The 15167-nt window shown below is 50.0% G+C and carries 13 protein-coding genes; 3 read left to right on the forward strand and 10 right to left on the reverse strand.

The window, feature by feature from the left end; all coding sequences use genetic code 11:
- Positions 1-11 precede the first annotated feature (11 nt).
- From HCG48_RS15070 to HCG48_RS15080, 3 genes are all read right to left on the reverse strand, one after another.
- Positions 12-533 carry a DUF4149 domain-containing protein gene (locus tag HCG48_RS15070; RefSeq protein ID WP_168569894.1) on the reverse strand — a complete coding sequence of 174 codons (522 nt, stop codon included), beginning with the start codon at positions 531-533 and terminating at the stop codon, positions 12-14.
- A 165-nt stretch (positions 534-698) separates the two neighbouring features.
- On the reverse strand, positions 699-2048 hold the full coding sequence (locus HCG48_RS15075) for a MurL C-terminal domain-containing protein (RefSeq protein ID WP_168569895.1): 1350 nt from the start codon (positions 2046-2048) through the stop codon (positions 699-701).
- Between the two features lie 297 nt (positions 2049-2345).
- Positions 2346-2837, reverse strand: a complete 492-nt coding sequence (locus HCG48_RS15080; RefSeq protein ID WP_168569896.1) for a DUF427 domain-containing protein — start codon at positions 2835-2837, stop codon at positions 2346-2348.
- Positions 2838-3116: 279 nt separating this feature from the next.
- On the opposite strand from HCG48_RS15080, the gene HCG48_RS15085 reads away from it, so the two are divergent.
- Entirely contained in the window at positions 3117-4070 is a 954-nt protein-coding gene (locus HCG48_RS15085) for an MDR/zinc-dependent alcohol dehydrogenase-like family protein (protein WP_168569897.1), read from the forward strand.
- A gap of 29 nt (positions 4071-4099) precedes the next feature.
- On the opposite strand, the gene HCG48_RS15090 is transcribed toward HCG48_RS15085, so the two are convergent.
- Positions 4100-4369 (reverse strand): hypothetical protein, encoded by a 270-nt coding sequence (locus HCG48_RS15090; protein ID WP_168569898.1) that lies wholly within the window; start codon positions 4367-4369, stop codon positions 4100-4102.
- Between the two features lie 50 nt (positions 4370-4419).
- On the opposite strand from HCG48_RS15090, the gene HCG48_RS26515 reads away from it, so the two are divergent.
- A complete protein-coding gene (locus HCG48_RS26515) occupies positions 4420-4542 on the forward strand; it encodes a hypothetical protein (protein WP_281362007.1) in 123 nt (40 codons plus the stop codon).
- Positions 4543-4552: 10 nt separating this feature from the next.
- On the opposite strand, the gene HCG48_RS15095 is transcribed toward HCG48_RS26515, so the two are convergent.
- The 6 genes from HCG48_RS15095 to HCG48_RS15120 all read right to left on the reverse strand — a co-directional run bounded on the left by HCG48_RS15095 (position 4553) and on the right by HCG48_RS15120 (position 10160).
- Positions 4553-5203: a nucleoside triphosphate pyrophosphatase gene (locus tag HCG48_RS15095; protein ID WP_168569899.1), complete on the reverse strand. Its 651-nt coding sequence runs from the start codon at positions 5201-5203 to the stop codon at positions 4553-4555.
- Positions 5204-5276: 73 nt separating this feature from the next.
- A complete protein-coding gene (gene psbP / locus HCG48_RS15100) occupies positions 5277-5819 on the reverse strand; it encodes a photosystem II reaction center PsbP (protein WP_168569900.1) in 543 nt (180 codons plus the stop codon).
- A gap of 207 nt (positions 5820-6026) precedes the next feature.
- Positions 6027-6803: a nickel pincer cofactor biosynthesis protein LarB gene (gene larB, locus HCG48_RS15105; protein WP_168569901.1), complete on the reverse strand. Its 777-nt coding sequence runs from the start codon at positions 6801-6803 to the stop codon at positions 6027-6029.
- 259 nt (positions 6804-7062) lie between these two features.
- Complete coding sequence (locus HCG48_RS15110; protein ID WP_168569902.1) at positions 7063-8880, reverse strand: ABC transporter substrate-binding protein; 1818 nt, start codon at positions 8878-8880, stop codon at positions 7063-7065.
- Positions 8881-8953: 73 nt separating this feature from the next.
- On the reverse strand, positions 8954-9436 hold the full coding sequence (gene ispF, locus HCG48_RS15115; RefSeq protein WP_168569903.1) for a 2-C-methyl-D-erythritol 2,4-cyclodiphosphate synthase: 483 nt from the start codon (positions 9434-9436) through the stop codon (positions 8954-8956).
- A 133-nt stretch (positions 9437-9569) separates the two neighbouring features.
- Complete coding sequence (locus tag HCG48_RS15120; protein ID WP_168569904.1) at positions 9570-10160, reverse strand: DUF1517 domain-containing protein; 591 nt, start codon at positions 10158-10160, stop codon at positions 9570-9572.
- A gap of 768 nt (positions 10161-10928) precedes the next feature.
- Here HCG48_RS15120 and HCG48_RS15125 point away from each other — a divergent pair.
- Positions 10929-15086: an MHYT domain-containing protein gene (locus HCG48_RS15125; protein WP_168569905.1), complete on the forward strand. Its 4158-nt coding sequence runs from the start codon at positions 10929-10931 to the stop codon at positions 15084-15086.
- Positions 15087-15167: the final 81 nt, after the last annotated feature.

Raw genomic sequence — 15167 nt, forward strand, 5'->3', positions numbered from 1 at the left:
GCGCAGAAAACTTATTGCGCCAGCAATTCGTCTTCTTTCGTTTTGCGATACAACCAACTGAGCAAAAAGCCGCCACATCCGAGTTTGATTAATTCGAGGAACCAATAACTTTCGTGCATTCCATCCATGAGCGCGGGAACGGAAACCTCGCTATCGAGCCAATTGAGTTGAATCCCTAACGCGCTCATTTGCGGCGTCAGCGCATAGGTCTGCGCCAGGACGATGCCGAGTAAAATGACCGATAAAATAACTTCCGTTTTGCCCCAATTTCTTTCGCTGCGGTGGCGGTAAACCATCGTCAGCAACCCGGTCAATACCACTGCCGCACAGAGTAATTCAATGCGGTTGAAGGTTCCGAACATCACGTATCCGGCAGAAGCAAACCCAGATTCTACGGTCATTCCAGCCGCGTACATCGTCGGCATCACGACCAAATCGACTACGGCGATCGCACTGAGCCAAAACCCCAAGGCGAACATCGCGATCGTATGCCATGCAGGTTTTCTAACTTCAATCGTAGGAATAATTGCCATAAGAATTGCCTCTAAAATCTATCTCTTATTTCTTAGATTATCGAAACTCTTTGGCAATAACCATGAATTATCCTTGAGAAATGATACAGAATGTATCAAATTCGGGGGTAATCTTCCTTCGATTTATTAATTTTTGTGAAGGACGGGCGATCGATGTCAAATCGGTTAAAACTTATCCGCAATTCGCATAAAAATGGCTTCGGGGATGGCATGTTCGCGATCGTAGACGCCGCGATATTTCGCCGCAATCCCCTCCCAATCGATCTCCTCGTCGGAGAGAACGCGATCGCGAAATAAGTCGATCGCTTTTCCCGTTAACCCCTTTTCCACACAACTTTTAACCGCCAAACGGGTTTCGTCAATTTCGCCGAGACATTCAAAAGGAGTATGTTCCGTCAACCCTAACATCTGTTCGTAAACCGGGAGTAAATCCGGGTCGTCGAATAAGTTTTTGCCAAATACCGCATCGACCCGGTCGGGGTCGAAAAACGCCATCAAATTCGTCCAAACATACGCACATTTGGGGCATTTTTTACACCAGGGTTTTTCAATATTGCACGAATGAATATCGCCTAAAACTTCTGGATATTGGGTTAATTTTTCAAAAATTCGATATTCGTAAATCGGTTGGAGAATCCCGAAATAGCTTAAATTTGAAAATAAATTGGTTTGGATGTAGCGATTGAGTTCGATTTCCGCTTCGTAACTTTTTCCCCATTGGTGATTGACTTCCCCTAAGCTATCCGAAACTAAATTGCCAGTGTTGGCACTTTTTTCATGAGCCAAACTTAAATAGCGATATCCTCCCGCCAGCATCAAGATTAAAGATTCAAACACGGAAACTGGGGTTTCTGGAACGGTAATTCCCGAAAGCTGTGGAAAGTAAAGGGAAACGAAAGGACAGTCTAAAAAATCGTCGTAAATCGAGATTTGATGCGAACGAACTGGACGGACATGCTTGAGAACTCGTGAAATCAAACGATGTTGTAAATTAGACTGACCGTAAATACTGTGGGAATATTGAAAAGAGGCAAAAGGAAGGTTGGCTTCCTCAAGCATTTTCATGGCGACAATGCTATCTTTTCCTCCACCACAAGCGGCGAGAATGATGTCATTACGATCGCCTAATTCTACAGCTTCGGAGGTTCCCAGGCGATCGTAAATCAATTGCGGTCCGCGATAGTCGCCGACGTTGTTTTCATACCAATGTTGTGCGAAAACACCACAATAAATTCGGTTGAATAAGGTTAATGCATCTTCGCATAGCCGATCGGAAATAATAGAAATATCGTATTTTTCCGGATAAACCGAACAGAATTTCATGCCTTCAAATAAGGCAATATGTGCGTAGAGGCGATCGAGTCCTCGATCTCCGTATCGGCGATCGAGTTCGTTTAAATCAAGATCGTGATAAAAGATTTTGGTCGTAAAACTAAACTCGTCAACGGTATAGAGTAGATCGAGATGATGCTGGTGGATTTTGATTTCACGAAGGGCGATCGTCTTTACACTCATGAGAAACTTTGATTGCTAGGATTAATTAATTATAAGTTTTTTTATGCCAATTTTAACGATCTTCTTAACCTCTGAGAATTGAGGAAAATGGATCGATATTTTTAAGTAAAATTAGATAAATTTTCAGTTTTCGTAACTTACCCTTTCTCTAAGCTGTCCGATATTTAAACTGCACCCGTAAAACCAGAAGTCCTTCCTAAAGGTACCATAGAATAAGGTTTATGGTTCGGCGGGCATTCTACCCGCCTCTTGACTCTTATATATTTTAAAAGAGAAACAGCTTATTCCACTGCCGGGTTACCATCCCATTGTTCCCGGTCCGCCTTTGAACGGACCGACAATGTTTTTAGTGACCCATCCGCCATAGTAATCCCCCGGTTGAGGTTGTACTAATTCATCGCCGACATAACAACTCATCGGTTTTGCGTAGAAACCAATATGATTTTCAATCGCTTCAAATCCGGGAGTGACTTTATAATAAGACCAAGCGGCGATCGCCGATTCCATGCCTTCCATTTTTAGATAAAAATAGCGACACGATCCTTTAAATTCACACCAGGTTGTGCGTCCCGTTTCTTCCAGATATTCTAGTTTTACATTTTCTGGAGGGAAATAGTAAACTGGAGGATGGCTTGTTTCTAAAACCCGATGACCGCGATCGGTTTCGGCTAGAGTAATCCCATTTAAAACAACTTTTAAAGTTTCGCTGACGGGTTCGATACGCGGGGGACGAGGGTAATCCCATACTGACTCTTGACCGGGACCCGGGGGAATCCGTTGAGGTCGCATTGTGTTCTAACTCCTCGATTCAAATGATTGAGATTATTGGGTATTGTAACTTAATTAGTTTGAATTTGCAGAATTTAAGCAATTCATCTTATTAATTGACAAGATATCGAGGAATCACCGAGGCGTTCTACAGGTTTATCCTGCGATTTTTGTACCCAGGGGAATAAAGGGAGGAGGAAAAATTTTCTCGTCCTCAATCATTTAAAATAGTCTAAAATCTTTTAAATACGAAGAAAACGAGGGTTAGAATAAGAAAAGTTGTCTGTAATCGATCGAACAATGAAAGCAGTTTGGCTGGAAAATCAAAAATTAGAATTAAAAACCGATCTTCCCCTACCGGAATTACAAGCGGGAGAAGCACGAGTTAAAGTATTGCGCGCGGGAATTTGCAATACGGATTTAGAATTATTACGCGGTTACTATCCTTATCGAGGGGTGCTGGGTCACGAGTTCGTGGGGGTGGTCGAAAATGGTCCGGAAAATTTAGTCAACCGTCGCGTTGTTGGCGAAATTAATGCAGCTTGTGGGGACTGTCGTTTCTGTCGTCAGGGGGTGCCGACTCATTGCGAAAATCGGACGGTGCTGGGGATTGTCAATCGTCATGGCGCTTTTGCTCAATATCTGTCCCTACCGATTGAAAACTTGCATCTAATTCCGGATAATGTTGATACAGATGTTGCTACGTTTACCGAACCTGTAGCGGCGGCGTTAGAGATTCAAAAACAGGTCAAAATTGGGCCGAACGATCGCGTGTTGGTGGTCGGAGACGGGAAGTTGGGGCAGTTGGTGGCGCAAACTCTGGCGTTGAGTGGTTGCGAGTTGCTGGCGATCGGGCGCCACCGGGAAAAGCTGGATTTATTGGCGGCGCGGGGGATTCAAACGGGATTTGAGGAGGCGGCGATCGCCCGCAGTTTCGATGTTTCCGTGGAATGTACGGGGAATCCGCAGGGATTCGAGGTCGCCCGTCGTGCATTGCGTCCGCGCGGGACGTTGGTGTTAAAAAGTACCTATGCGGGGCGGTTGGAAATCGATGCGTCGGCGATCGTGGTTGACGAACTTACCCTGGTCGGGTCGCGTTGCGGTCCGTTTCCGGAGGCGATCGCGGTTTTGGCGGGCGATCGCATCGATGTCAAACCGTTAATTCAAGCCCATTATCCCCTAGATGAGGCGATCGCCGCGTTCGATCGCGCCCAAACCCGAGGGGTTCTGAAAGTGTTACTCGATATTAACTAACTCACGATCGACTAACTCACTTAGTATTTTTAATGCTCCCGATAGTCCATACAGCCGATCGCCTCTTCCGTCATGGCAACTTTCGGTCTGACCGGACATTTCAGGCGATGGTCGTTGGTGAAAAAGACGCACCCGGTGCAGGGAATTTGGTGCATTCGCTTGGCTTGGCTGACTCCACTGGCGATCGCACTTCCCACACTCCACGCGACGAGTAACGTCAATCCCCACGCCAAACAAAAGCAAAGAGGAATTAAAAAAGGTTGGATGACTTCCACAAAGGGATGAAGTAATCGAAACACGGCTCGATCCTCGGAGAATAGTAACAAGTTTTTTTACTATTACCACAGGGGTGAAACTCAAGAAAGACCAAAAATGCCAGCACCTCTGTTGGGGAATCGTCAGAGAAAATTTGACTAAACGGAAGGGCGATCGCTTGTCCGAGGGAGATCCCGGGGCGATCGTCCGATGGTAAAAGTGAGAACTTAATGAGGGAGCGACCAAAACTCGGTCACGTCATAGCCGAGATCGTCGATTATTTGGCGCAATAAGGGCAGACTCAAACCGATGACGTTGGTGTGACATCCTTCGAGTTTTTCGACAAACAGACCGCCGCGACCGTCGATCGCAAAACACCCCGCACAGCGTAGGGGTTCCCCGGTGGCGACGTAAGCTTCGATCTGGCGATCGCCGATATTGGCAAAATAAACCCGGGTAATTGCCGTCCGCACGATCGCCCGATCTTGCGCCAGATCTAACAAAGCGTGACCTGTATACAAGTCGCCGAACGAACCGCGCATTTTCTGCCAACGGGCGATCGCCTCCTGGGGATCTTCCGGTTTTCCGTGAATTTCCCCATCGAGAACCAACACCGAATCGCAACCTAAAATTAACAACGGCGATCGCTTCGGCGTCTCCTCCGTCAATGCGCCCGTTGTCGGAGTCGGACTGAACTTTTCGATCACCGCTTTCGCCTTGCACTCGGCGAGGGTTTTGACCAGTTCGTCCGGATCGCTCAACTGCACCTGGGACTCGTCAAAATCGCTACGACAAACGATCGGTTCGATTCCAGCACTTTCGAGTAACCGCAGGCGCGCCGGAGATGTGGAAGCTAGGACAAATGCAGGAATTACCATATCAAATGAATCGGTTTACAGACCCCAAGGGCGATCTTTTCCCCCTGGGTTTTCCTCAAGGGAAGGCGATCGCTTAATAAACAGAAAAGGAATTGACCACTGCTTCAAACAAATCTTTTACCTTCTTCCAGCGTGATTGAGTCGTGGACACATTAAAGGTAAATAGCTTACCGCGAGAAATGGCAACACTGGCGAGATTGTGCCGTTCGCGATCGGGGAATTTCACCCGATATTCCAATAAATAATAAGTTTTCGAGCCTTTTTCCTTCATTTGCGCGTCGAGTAACTCCGCCGTCCGTCCCGAATCCGGGGGGGCGATCGCCGATTTCGAGAGCTTGTAACCCACCTCGGTCGGCGTTCCCAACTCTTCTAACGATTTGTTGTTGGGAACTTCGCTAATCACCACGCTGACATTTTCACTTTGTTCGATTAAATCGTGAAACACCACATCCGGGCCGCCGTTCACCTTCACCTGTTCCCATCCGTTGGGATAGAGAAATTCATAACCCTTGGTAGTGTTGGCATAACTTTTGAGGGCGCCGACCACCGAAGTCGAACAACTGGTCAGCGCCAGAGTGAGTACCACTAAGAAAACGGCTGCAATTCGTTTAAACATAAGTATGATTCCTAGGCAACAGTACCGGAATAGCGTTCGATGCGAGCAGCACGGCGATCGCTCCCGGTACTGTTATTGTCACATCTTGGCGACCCTTATGGTTTTGGCAGAGGCAAAGGGGGGTTTGGATTTTAGATTTTCGATTTTAGATAGAGAGGGTTGGAGAAGCATCGACATCGGTGCGATCGCCGCTAACCGCTTGTCCCCCTACCCCTTCCCCGCCAAACGCAGACCCGTCCTCAAAATTTGTCCGGCTAAAATAGCGGCGCCAAAGCCATTGTCGATATTGACGACACCGACCCCGGCGGCGCAAGAATTGAGCATGGTTAATAAAGGGGCCAAACCGTTGAAACTGGCGCCGTAACCGACACTGGTGGGAACGGCGATCGTCGGACAACTGACCAATCCGGCGACGACACTGGGTAAGGCGCCTTCCATTCCCGCCACCACGATCGCCACGTCACAGGCGGCGATCGCTTCGCGATGGGCCAGCAAGCGATGGATCCCCGCCACGCCGATATCCCAAAAACGACAAACATCAAAACCGCATAACTGCGCCGTCACCGCCGCCTCCTCCGCCACCGGGAGATCGGCAGTTCCCGCACAAATCACCCCCATTTTACCGGGATAGGTCGGTTCTACCGCAGGCAGTCCCAAGGTACAAATCCGCGCTTCTCGATAATAAAATAAACCCTTGACGCGCTCTTGTAACTGGTCGTAAACTTCCGGCGCGATGCGAGTCGCCATAACCACCGGATTGCGCTGACGCATGACTTCCATAATTTCGGCAATTTGATCCGGGGTTTTACCCGGCCCCCAAATCACCTCGGGAAACCCAGTTCTCAAATTGCGGTGATGGTCGATGTGAGCAAAGCCACCCACGGGTTCGAATGCCAAATGTTTTAACTCTTCTAATGCTTTTTCAGGGGGCAAATTTCCCGACGCTACCGCTTCTAAAAGAGACTGTAAAGCTTCCGGTTTCATTGAATAATTTTAGAGTTTAGATGATTAGATTGTAGGTTTTAGATGGTGGAGTAAAGGAATTGCATCCAAGAGATGGCAACTTCTTTAAGTCCCCCTTTTCAAGGGGGATTTAGGGGGATCTCCACCCCCCAAGTCTAGCGATCGCCGGGATCGACAACTATACTTGCAATCCAATCCACCTCAAGTAAGTTAATCAAATGCAGCGTAAGTGCCGATCTTTTGGAATTGCTATAGCAACTGTCAGTCTCGATTTTTTCCTCTATTCCTCGGTAGACTCTTCTATTTTTAACTCGTACAAATTCCAAAATGCGCCACCGAGGGCGGAATATTCAATCCCTTTGACGCGATCGCGTACCGCCGCCAAAGATAGGGGATTGACTAAATGAATCACGGGTAAATATTCCTGAGTCAATCGTTGAGTTTCGGCATAAATTTCTTTTCGCTTCGCTTCGTCCAACTCTTGGGCGCCTTTAATATAAAGATCGCCGATTTTACGTTCCCAATCCGCCACTTCCCAACCGATTAACGGAGTTTGTCCCGGTTGTCGTTTTTGGTTGAAAATGTGCAAGCGTCCTTCCGGTAACCAGAAATTAGCGCCGCCATTGGGTTCGACGCCACCCGTAAAGCCAATTAAATGACAGTCCCAATCGAGAGAGTCCGATAACTTGGCGACGAGGGCGTTAAAGGAAATCGGCTGAAAATCGACCTGAATCCCGATTTTACTCAAATCTTGCTTAATTTGCGCCCCCATTGCTTCGCGGGTTTTATTTCCGGCGTTCGTAATCAGGGTGAAGCGAACGCGATTCCCTTCGGCGTCGAGTAATTCGTCGCGATCGTTATATTGAAAGCCGGAACCTAATAGTAATTCTTTAGCTTTGTCCGGATTGAAATCATACGTTTTTAGTCCTTCTTCCGGAGAGAGATAGTAAGGACTTTGGACGGAAATCGGGGAATGTTGCGGTTTTCCTAATCCTCTAAAAGTGTTGTCGATCGTGGTTTGGCGATCGATCGCGTAGGCGATCGCCTGTCGAAATTCGACTTTTTGAAACCAGCGCGATTTCATCGGTTCGACCACGGGGGTTCCGTCGGGATTGCGCCCTTTATTGAGGTTGAAAGCGATAAATGTCGTTCCCGACGCCGGACCGCCATTGTAAATAGTAAAATTTTCCCGTTCTTCTCTCGGTTTTAAGAAGGAAAAGTTTTCTGGAGAAACACCAATCGAGTCGGACGTTCCGGAAATGAATTTTAATAAAGAAGTATCCGTCGATTCGACAATTTGCCAGACAATCCGTTCGATGTAAGGTTGGGAATTGCCTTCGGCATCTTTTCGCCAATAGTAGGGATTGCGACGGTAAATAACTTGTTCGCTGGTTAAATAACTTTCGAGTTGATACGGACCGTTGACGATAATGTTTTCCGGTGGGGTATCGATCCCCCAGGTGGAGAGGAAAAGTGGGTTACCTTCGGCGTCGGTTTGTTCGATGGTGGGACGTAAAATATGGGCGGGTAAAATCTCCGTTCCCATCGTGCGTAAAAAGGGGGCGAAGGGTTCGGGTAAGGTAAATTCGATGCGGCGATCGTCGATCGCGCGGACTTTGGGTAACGCCCCACTTTCCCCAATTCTCAAGACGTCGCGGGTACTGGTGGGGACTTTTTCGTTAAAGTAAACTTCGTTAAAACTAAAAACAACATCGTCGGAGGTGAGAGGTTCGCCGTCGGACCATCGCAACCCTTCGCGCAAGGTGAAGACATAACGCAGTTTGTCCTCGGCAATTTCCCACGATTCGGCGAGTCCGGGTTCGACTTCGGCGGTGATCCCGTTGGTGGTGGTCAATCCTTCAAACGTCAAACTGAAGATATTGGGAACTTCCGTACTTAAGGCGGGATTAAAGGTTTTCGGATCGCTGAGAATTGTCCAGACTAATTGGTTGACTTCAGCCGCATCGGTTTTGAAACGCGCCGGATTGCAAGCGGCTAAACTAAAACTTAAGAGAAACGCCAAGCCAAGGGATAGAATTCGGCGGGGCGATCGCCCTAAGTTGATAAGTGTTTGGATCGTGACGATCGGTGTGAACATACGGCTGAATTTCGATCGGTTTTAGGGGGGAAATCGGCGATCGCCTGTGGCGGAACGCACCGGAAAACCTTAATTACGATCGCCGTTCGAGTAAGGCGACCGCATAGGCGGCGATTCCTTCTTCGCGACCGACCGGACCGAGTTTTTCGTTGGTGGTCGCTTTGACGCCAATTTGTTCGGAATCGACGCCGAGGACGTTGGCGAGGCGATCGCGCATGGCGGCGATATGGGGTTTGAGTTTGGGCCGTTCGGCGACGACGACTGAATCGATATTGCCCACTTTCCAGCCGCGATCGCCGATCAGTGCGTTCACCTGGGCGAGTAGCTTCAAACTGTCCGCCCCCGCCCATTGCGGGTCGCTGGGGGGGAAATAAAGCCCGATATCTCCCAAACTCAACGCCCCTAACATGGCATCCATAATTGCATGGGTCAATACGTCGGCGTCGCTGTGACCGAGTAATCCTAACTCGTGTTCGATTTTAACGCCTCCGAGGATCAACGGGCGATCGCCCGTCAGGCGGTGGATGTCGTAGCCATTCCCGATTCGGATGTTCATTCGCGCGGTTGCTGCTTGCCAAGTCAATCTCGATCGTTTAGCTTATCTCATCGACGACCCCGATTTTTATCCGATTTGCGGATATAGCCTTTCCGAGATCGAGTCCACCGACGATCCCCGCCAACTGCACTTTTTAACTAATGGGAATGGTTTGTCCGTAATGTTCGTGCATTTGCGCTTCGCTGAGGGTATCGGTTTCGATTTGTGGGGTCCACAATAACTCGAAAACGAGCAAATATTCCTCGGAAATCTCCGTGAGGATTTCGATCGCCCGATGGAGTTGGTCTCGCGAATTGAGGCGATCGAATAAAGGGCGATCGTGGGCGGTTCCGACCAGCAAAGTAACGACAATATACGCCGGATCTCCGGGATTGGGATAGGGTAAAGCACTCGGTTCGTTAATTTTTCCTTCGACGTTGGTTAGGGTTTCGGCGCTGAATTTTTGCCGTTCTTTCCAGGAAATTTGTTGAAATTCGGCGTCGGCGCGATCGCGGCTGGGGAAGGTTTGCGAATAGCCTAAAACATGAGTCCACGACGGGGAATGTTTTAACAGCGATCGCGCCGAATTTTGCAAAATTTGTAACAATCCTTTGGGCGTCGTCGTATCCGCTTCGCGACTCATCGCCGACAGTTCCGAAGGAATGGAACAATCTTGAGCGCGCAATCCAACTTGCACGACGCTGAGGGTGACAATATCATTTTCGAGTTCGGTATTTTGAATCATTGTTCTGATGGAAATTACAAAAAATTTGACTGTCTAGAGTCATTGTAAAATCTATCCCACTTAACCCGGATCGGTCGTTTCGCGATCGGGTCGTTTCACGGCGATCGCCTTGACCCTTTGGTTCAGTTTCGATCTCGATAACTTTTACCCCATCGACGCATCCATCGGTCGAACTCAACCCCCCGGTTTTCGATCGCCATCGATTTTTCTGTCTTTAGAAAGAAGATTGTACCGAGGGGGAATGCTAAATTCAGAATAAGGGGCATTCGTGCGCTGCTGGTGAGTTGCTCCCGGTCGGTGTCCGTCGGGATGACCCTGTTGATTCTGTGGCGTGTGACGACACCAAGCTTAGGGGTTGTCGTCTTTGTCTCGTTCGCAAAGCATCGACCGAGGAGAATCGCGCAGACGCTAAACTCGTCATTTCCTTGGGTGCGGAAATTGGCGATCGATCGCGTCGGTAGAGAGGTAGGGGAAGCAGGGGAAACTTCGCGATCGCCAAGACAACTTTAAGACGACTTTACAAGTTAAAGAAACAAGTTAAAGAAAATCGTTCGAGAACTGTTCTCAAGGGCGGGAGTACAGTCGTGTTTTTGTGGCTTTTGTACGGCTGCGCCGATGACGAAATCTAGCCTGGTACGCGCGAGTTTAAGCCCTACACTCTCTCTAGAAATCTCGGCGATCGCCATCCTTCTTTTAACTTTCAACGTCGGAAAAATATTCCCTTGTAAAATCTAAAATCTAAAATCTAAAATCTAAAATCTAAACCATATGTCTGCAAGCTGGCAATTTTTGTTAAACGTTCCCGTTGAAGTCCGAGCGATCGCCCATTATGACTGGCGTCTCGTCGTCGTTTCGATCGTCGTGGGGATGTTGGCATCTTATACGGCGATCGAACTGAGTCGCAAAGGGCACTACGAACGTCGCCTCGAAGGGTGGGTCTGGGTCATACTCAGCGCGATCGCGATGGGGGTGGGGATTTGGTCGATGCATTTTGTAGGGATGTTGGCGCTCAAATTGCCATTTTTGTTAAGTTACGACATCCCCACCGTCGTCGGTTCCCTGGTGGTGACGGCGATCGCCTGTGGTGCGGGGTTGGTCTTGGTCAACCGATCGCCGTGTGGTTTTAAAGAGTTACTGTTAGCGGGCACCATTCTCGGAGAGGCGATCGCCTCGATGCACTATCTGGGAATGTGGGCGCTGCAATTACCGAATCATATCGACTACGATCCCTTATTCGTGGTATTGTCGATCGCCGTGGCGATCGGCGGTTCGGAAATCGCCCTCTGGTTGGCGTTTCCCGTCGGTTCCGGGCGATCGCAACCGTCGAGCAAACTCGGCGGCGCGACGGTCTTGGGTTTGACCATTAGCGGGATGCACTATATCAGTATGGCGGCGGTGCGCTTTCGCTGGCCCACCGGCCCGATCGCCCTCGGGACCGATTACACCCTCGATCGCGAAGATTTGGCGATCGCGATCGCGATTACGACGTTGACCATTTTAGGCTTAACGAGCCTCAATTCCGTGGTCGATCGCCATTTAGCCACCCAGCAAGAAACCCTCGATCGCCTGCGAACCTTTATCCGAGAAATGCAAGTCGGCGTTTTGTTATTGACGCCGGATTTAAAAATTGTGCTGTCTAACCCCGCCGCCGCGCAACTGTTGGGCGTCACGGTCGAAGAACTGCAAGAAGAGACGATTTTTGAGGAAACCTGGGCGATCGTGCGCGAAGATCGCACCCCGTTCCTGAAAGCAGAACGTCCGGTGCAACAGGCGATCGCCACCGGGTCTCCGGTGCATAATGTGGTGATGGGAATTCAGAGGCGTTCGCGCGCCACCGAGACCGCCGAGGAGGCGATCGCCCCCGTGGAACGCTGGTTGTTGGTCAATGTCAATCCGATCGCCAATGACGAGGGGGTTGTAGAACACGCGGTCTGCAGTTTTATCGATATCAGCGATCGCAAACATGCGGAAGCGGAATTATCCCAAACCCAGAATTTTCTCAATTCCGTGGTCGAAAATTTGCCTGTCGGCGTGTTTATCAAAGAGGCGGCGAATCTGACGATCGTTTCTTGGAATAAAACCAGCGAACAACTGTTCGGTTACCCGGCGATCGCGGCGATCGGTAAAACCGACGCCGACTTATTCCCCCCCGCTCAAGCAGATTGTCTCGGCGCGATCGATCGCCAAGTGCTCGATAACGCCGAGGCGATCGAAATTGCCGCCCAATCTTTGGAAACGCCCGATCGCGGAACCCGCCTGCTACAAACCACCAAAGTCCCAATTTTCAACGAATCCGGTCAACCCGAGTACGTCCTCGGGATCGCCCAAGATATTACCAGCGCCCAACAAGCACGCGAGGAACTGCTCAAGCAAAATCAGCGATCGCAACTGTTCGCCGAATTGACCATTAAAATTCGCCAGTCCCTCGATATCGGCGAAATCCTTAAAACCACCGTCGAAGAGGTACGCCAATTTCTCGACACCGATCGCGTCATTATTTATCGTTTGTGGCCCGACGGGTCGGGAACGATCGTCACCGAAGCCGTCATTTCCGACACGATCCCGATTTTAGGTCAGGAATTCGACGATCCCTGTTTTAAAAATAAATATACGGAAAAATATCGCTCCGGACGGGTGACGGCGATCGCCGATATCGAAAATGCCAACTTGCAAGACTGTCATATCCACCTGCTCAAAAGTTGCGGCGTCAAAGCGAATTTAGTCGTCCCCTTACTCGAACGCGAAAAACTCTGGGGTTTGCTGATCGCCCACCAATGCAGCCATACCCGACAGTGGACCCCGTGGGAAATCGAGCTGTTAGAACAGTTGGCCAATCAAGTGAGCATCGCTTTAGCACAAGCGCAATTACTCGAACAAGAAACGCGCACGTCGGAACAACTCACCCAACAAAATATCGTCCTCGACAAAACCAAACGGGCCGCAGAAGCTGCCAATCTCGCCAAAAGTCAGTTTCTCGCCAGCATGAGCCACGAAATTCGCACGCCGATGAACGGAGTCGTCGGGATGGCCCGCTTGATGTTGCAAACCAACCTGACTCCCCAACAGCGCGAATACGCTCAAACTATTTGCACCAGCGCCGAACACTTGTTAGCGATCATTAACGATTTGCTGGAGTTCTCCAAACTCGAAGCGAAAGAAATGAAGCTCAACACCATCGGTTTCGACCTGCAAGAGTGCATGGAAGCGGTGGTCGATCTGATGGTGACTGCGGCTCAAGAAAAGGGATTAGATCTCACGTTGTTGATTCACAGCCAAATCCCGCAATTCTTAATCGGCGATCCGGCCCGGTTGCGCCAAGTTCTGCTCAATTTACTCAACAATGCGATTAAATTTACCGATCGCGGCGAAGTGATTTTACAAGCGGTTTTGGAATCCGAAACGCCCCAAAAAGTGCGGATTCGCCTGTCGGTGAGCGATACGGGCATCGGCATCGTCCCGGAAGAAGCGCACAAGTTGTTTCAGTCGTTTTCTCAACTCGATGCTTCTTCAACCCGCAAGTATGGCGGGACTGGATTGGGTTTGGCGATTTGCAAGCAGTTGGTGGAACTGATGGACGGCGAAATCGGCGTCGAAAGCGATTGGGGGAAGGGATCGACGTTTTGGGTGAGCATTCCTTTTGCCAAACAAGTTGGGGTGGAAAGTGAGCCGTTACCGCCGGAGTTGAAACGGGCGAGGTTACTGGTAGTGAGCCGCCGGGAGATCCAGCGCCAATCGGTGCGCTACATGGCCGAACGCTGGGGGATGGAGAGTGACGAAGCCCGGGACGGAGCCAGGGCGTTAGACAAAGTGAGAATAGCAGGGGCGGACGATCGCCCTTTCAATCCGATCGCGATCGAATTGGACTTGTTCGATCGCGATCTTCAGGAAGCCTTGCCACGGGTGGCGCAGGAGGCGAAAATTTTGTTGATGACGCCTTTAAATCGTCGTTCTCAAGCTCAAGCGTTAGTAGCGATCGGGGCCTGTCACGGCTACGCGATCGAACCGATGCGTCCGTCTCGTTTGTTGGAACGGGCGATCGCCCTGTTAGGATCCCCGGAAACGCAAGCGGCGAACGCCCAATCCGGCATTCATACTTTACCTGCAAAGCACGCGAGGGACCTTCCCCCGTCGAACTTCAAAATTTTAGTCGCCGAAGACCACAAAATTAACCAACAGGTGATCTCTTCCCAACTCGACGTCCTCGGTTATCGCGCCGACTTCGCCGACAACGGCGCCGAAGCGTTAACTCGATTGACCGAGAAAGACTACGATCTGGTCTTGATGGACTGTCAAATGCCCATTAAAGACGGTTACGAAGCTACCCAGGAACTTCGCCGCCAGGAAGGGAATCGCCGTCATACCATTGTCGTCGCTTTAACCGCTCATGCCATGCCCGAAGACCGCCAAAAGTGTTTGGCGGCGGGGATGGACGACTATATCAGCAAACCTGTCAATTTGGAACGCTTACAAGCCGTGTTAGAACGCTGGAAACCCGAACCCGCTCAAGACGCTCCCCCCTACGAACCCCAACCTGTCGGCGAAGTGTCCCCTCCTAGTTCTCCGGAATCGGCGAACTGTATGGATCTCAAACGCCTCGAACAGGTTTCGCGGGGTAAATTGGCGTTAAAACAACGGTTACTCGAAACCTTTCTCGACGCCAGCGATGCGGATTTAGCCGCCACTCGGGAAGCGTTAGATCGGGCCGACGCGGACGCGGTGGAAAGTCATATTCACCGGATTAAAGGGGCGGGTCGCAACATCGGCGCGCGATCGCTGTCCGATCTCGCCGCTCAAGCCGAAAAATTAGCCCGCAACGGCGAATTAGACTCAATTCCCGACGTCCTCCCCCACCTCGATCGCGAGTTGGAGCGAGTCCGCCAGTTCTTACACGAACAGCTCTCCCCTTCTCCCCCCAGCGAAGCATAGAGTATGCCGCTCCTGCGGAGCCACTCGGGAGTATAAACATCGAATCCATCGATCCATAGCTCAACCGAACTCCGTTCCTCC

The sequence above is a fragment of the Oxynema aestuarii AP17 genome, assembly GCF_012295525.1.
Classification (GTDB): Bacteria; Cyanobacteriota; Cyanobacteriia; order Cyanobacteriales; family Laspinemataceae; genus Oxynema; species Oxynema aestuarii.

What these genes read in the sequence shown, in the direction of transcription:
- HCG48_RS15070 (WP_168569894.1), bottom strand. Translation starts at nt 533, where the DNA reads ATGGCAATTATTCCTACGATTGAAGTTAGAAAACCTGCATGGCATACG.
- HCG48_RS15075 (WP_168569895.1), bottom strand. Translation starts at nt 2,048, where the DNA reads ATGAGTGTAAAGACGATCGCCCTTCGTGAAATCAAAATCCACCAGCAT.
- HCG48_RS15080 (WP_168569896.1), bottom strand. Translation starts at nt 2,837, where the DNA reads ATGCGACCTCAACGGATTCCCCCGGGTCCCGGTCAAGAGTCAGTATGG.
- HCG48_RS15085 (WP_168569897.1), top strand. Translation starts at nt 3,117, where the DNA reads ATGAAAGCAGTTTGGCTGGAAAATCAAAAATTAGAATTAAAAACCGAT.
- HCG48_RS15095 (WP_168569899.1), bottom strand. Translation starts at nt 5,203, where the DNA reads ATGGTAATTCCTGCATTTGTCCTAGCTTCCACATCTCCGGCGCGCCTG.
- psbP (WP_168569900.1), bottom strand. Translation starts at nt 5,819, where the DNA reads ATGTTTAAACGAATTGCAGCCGTTTTCTTAGTGGTACTCACTCTGGCG.
- larB (WP_168569901.1), bottom strand. Translation starts at nt 6,803, where the DNA reads ATGAAACCGGAAGCTTTACAGTCTCTTTTAGAAGCGGTAGCGTCGGGA.
- HCG48_RS15110 (WP_168569902.1), bottom strand. Translation starts at nt 8,880, where the DNA reads ATGTTCACACCGATCGTCACGATCCAAACACTTATCAACTTAGGGCGA.
- ispF (WP_168569903.1), bottom strand. Translation starts at nt 9,436, where the DNA reads ATGAACATCCGAATCGGGAATGGCTACGACATCCACCGCCTGACGGGC.
- HCG48_RS15120 (WP_168569904.1), bottom strand. Translation starts at nt 10,160, where the DNA reads ATGATTCAAAATACCGAACTCGAAAATGATATTGTCACCCTCAGCGTC.
- HCG48_RS15125 (WP_168569905.1), top strand. Translation starts at nt 10,929, where the DNA reads ATGTCTGCAAGCTGGCAATTTTTGTTAAACGTTCCCGTTGAAGTCCGA.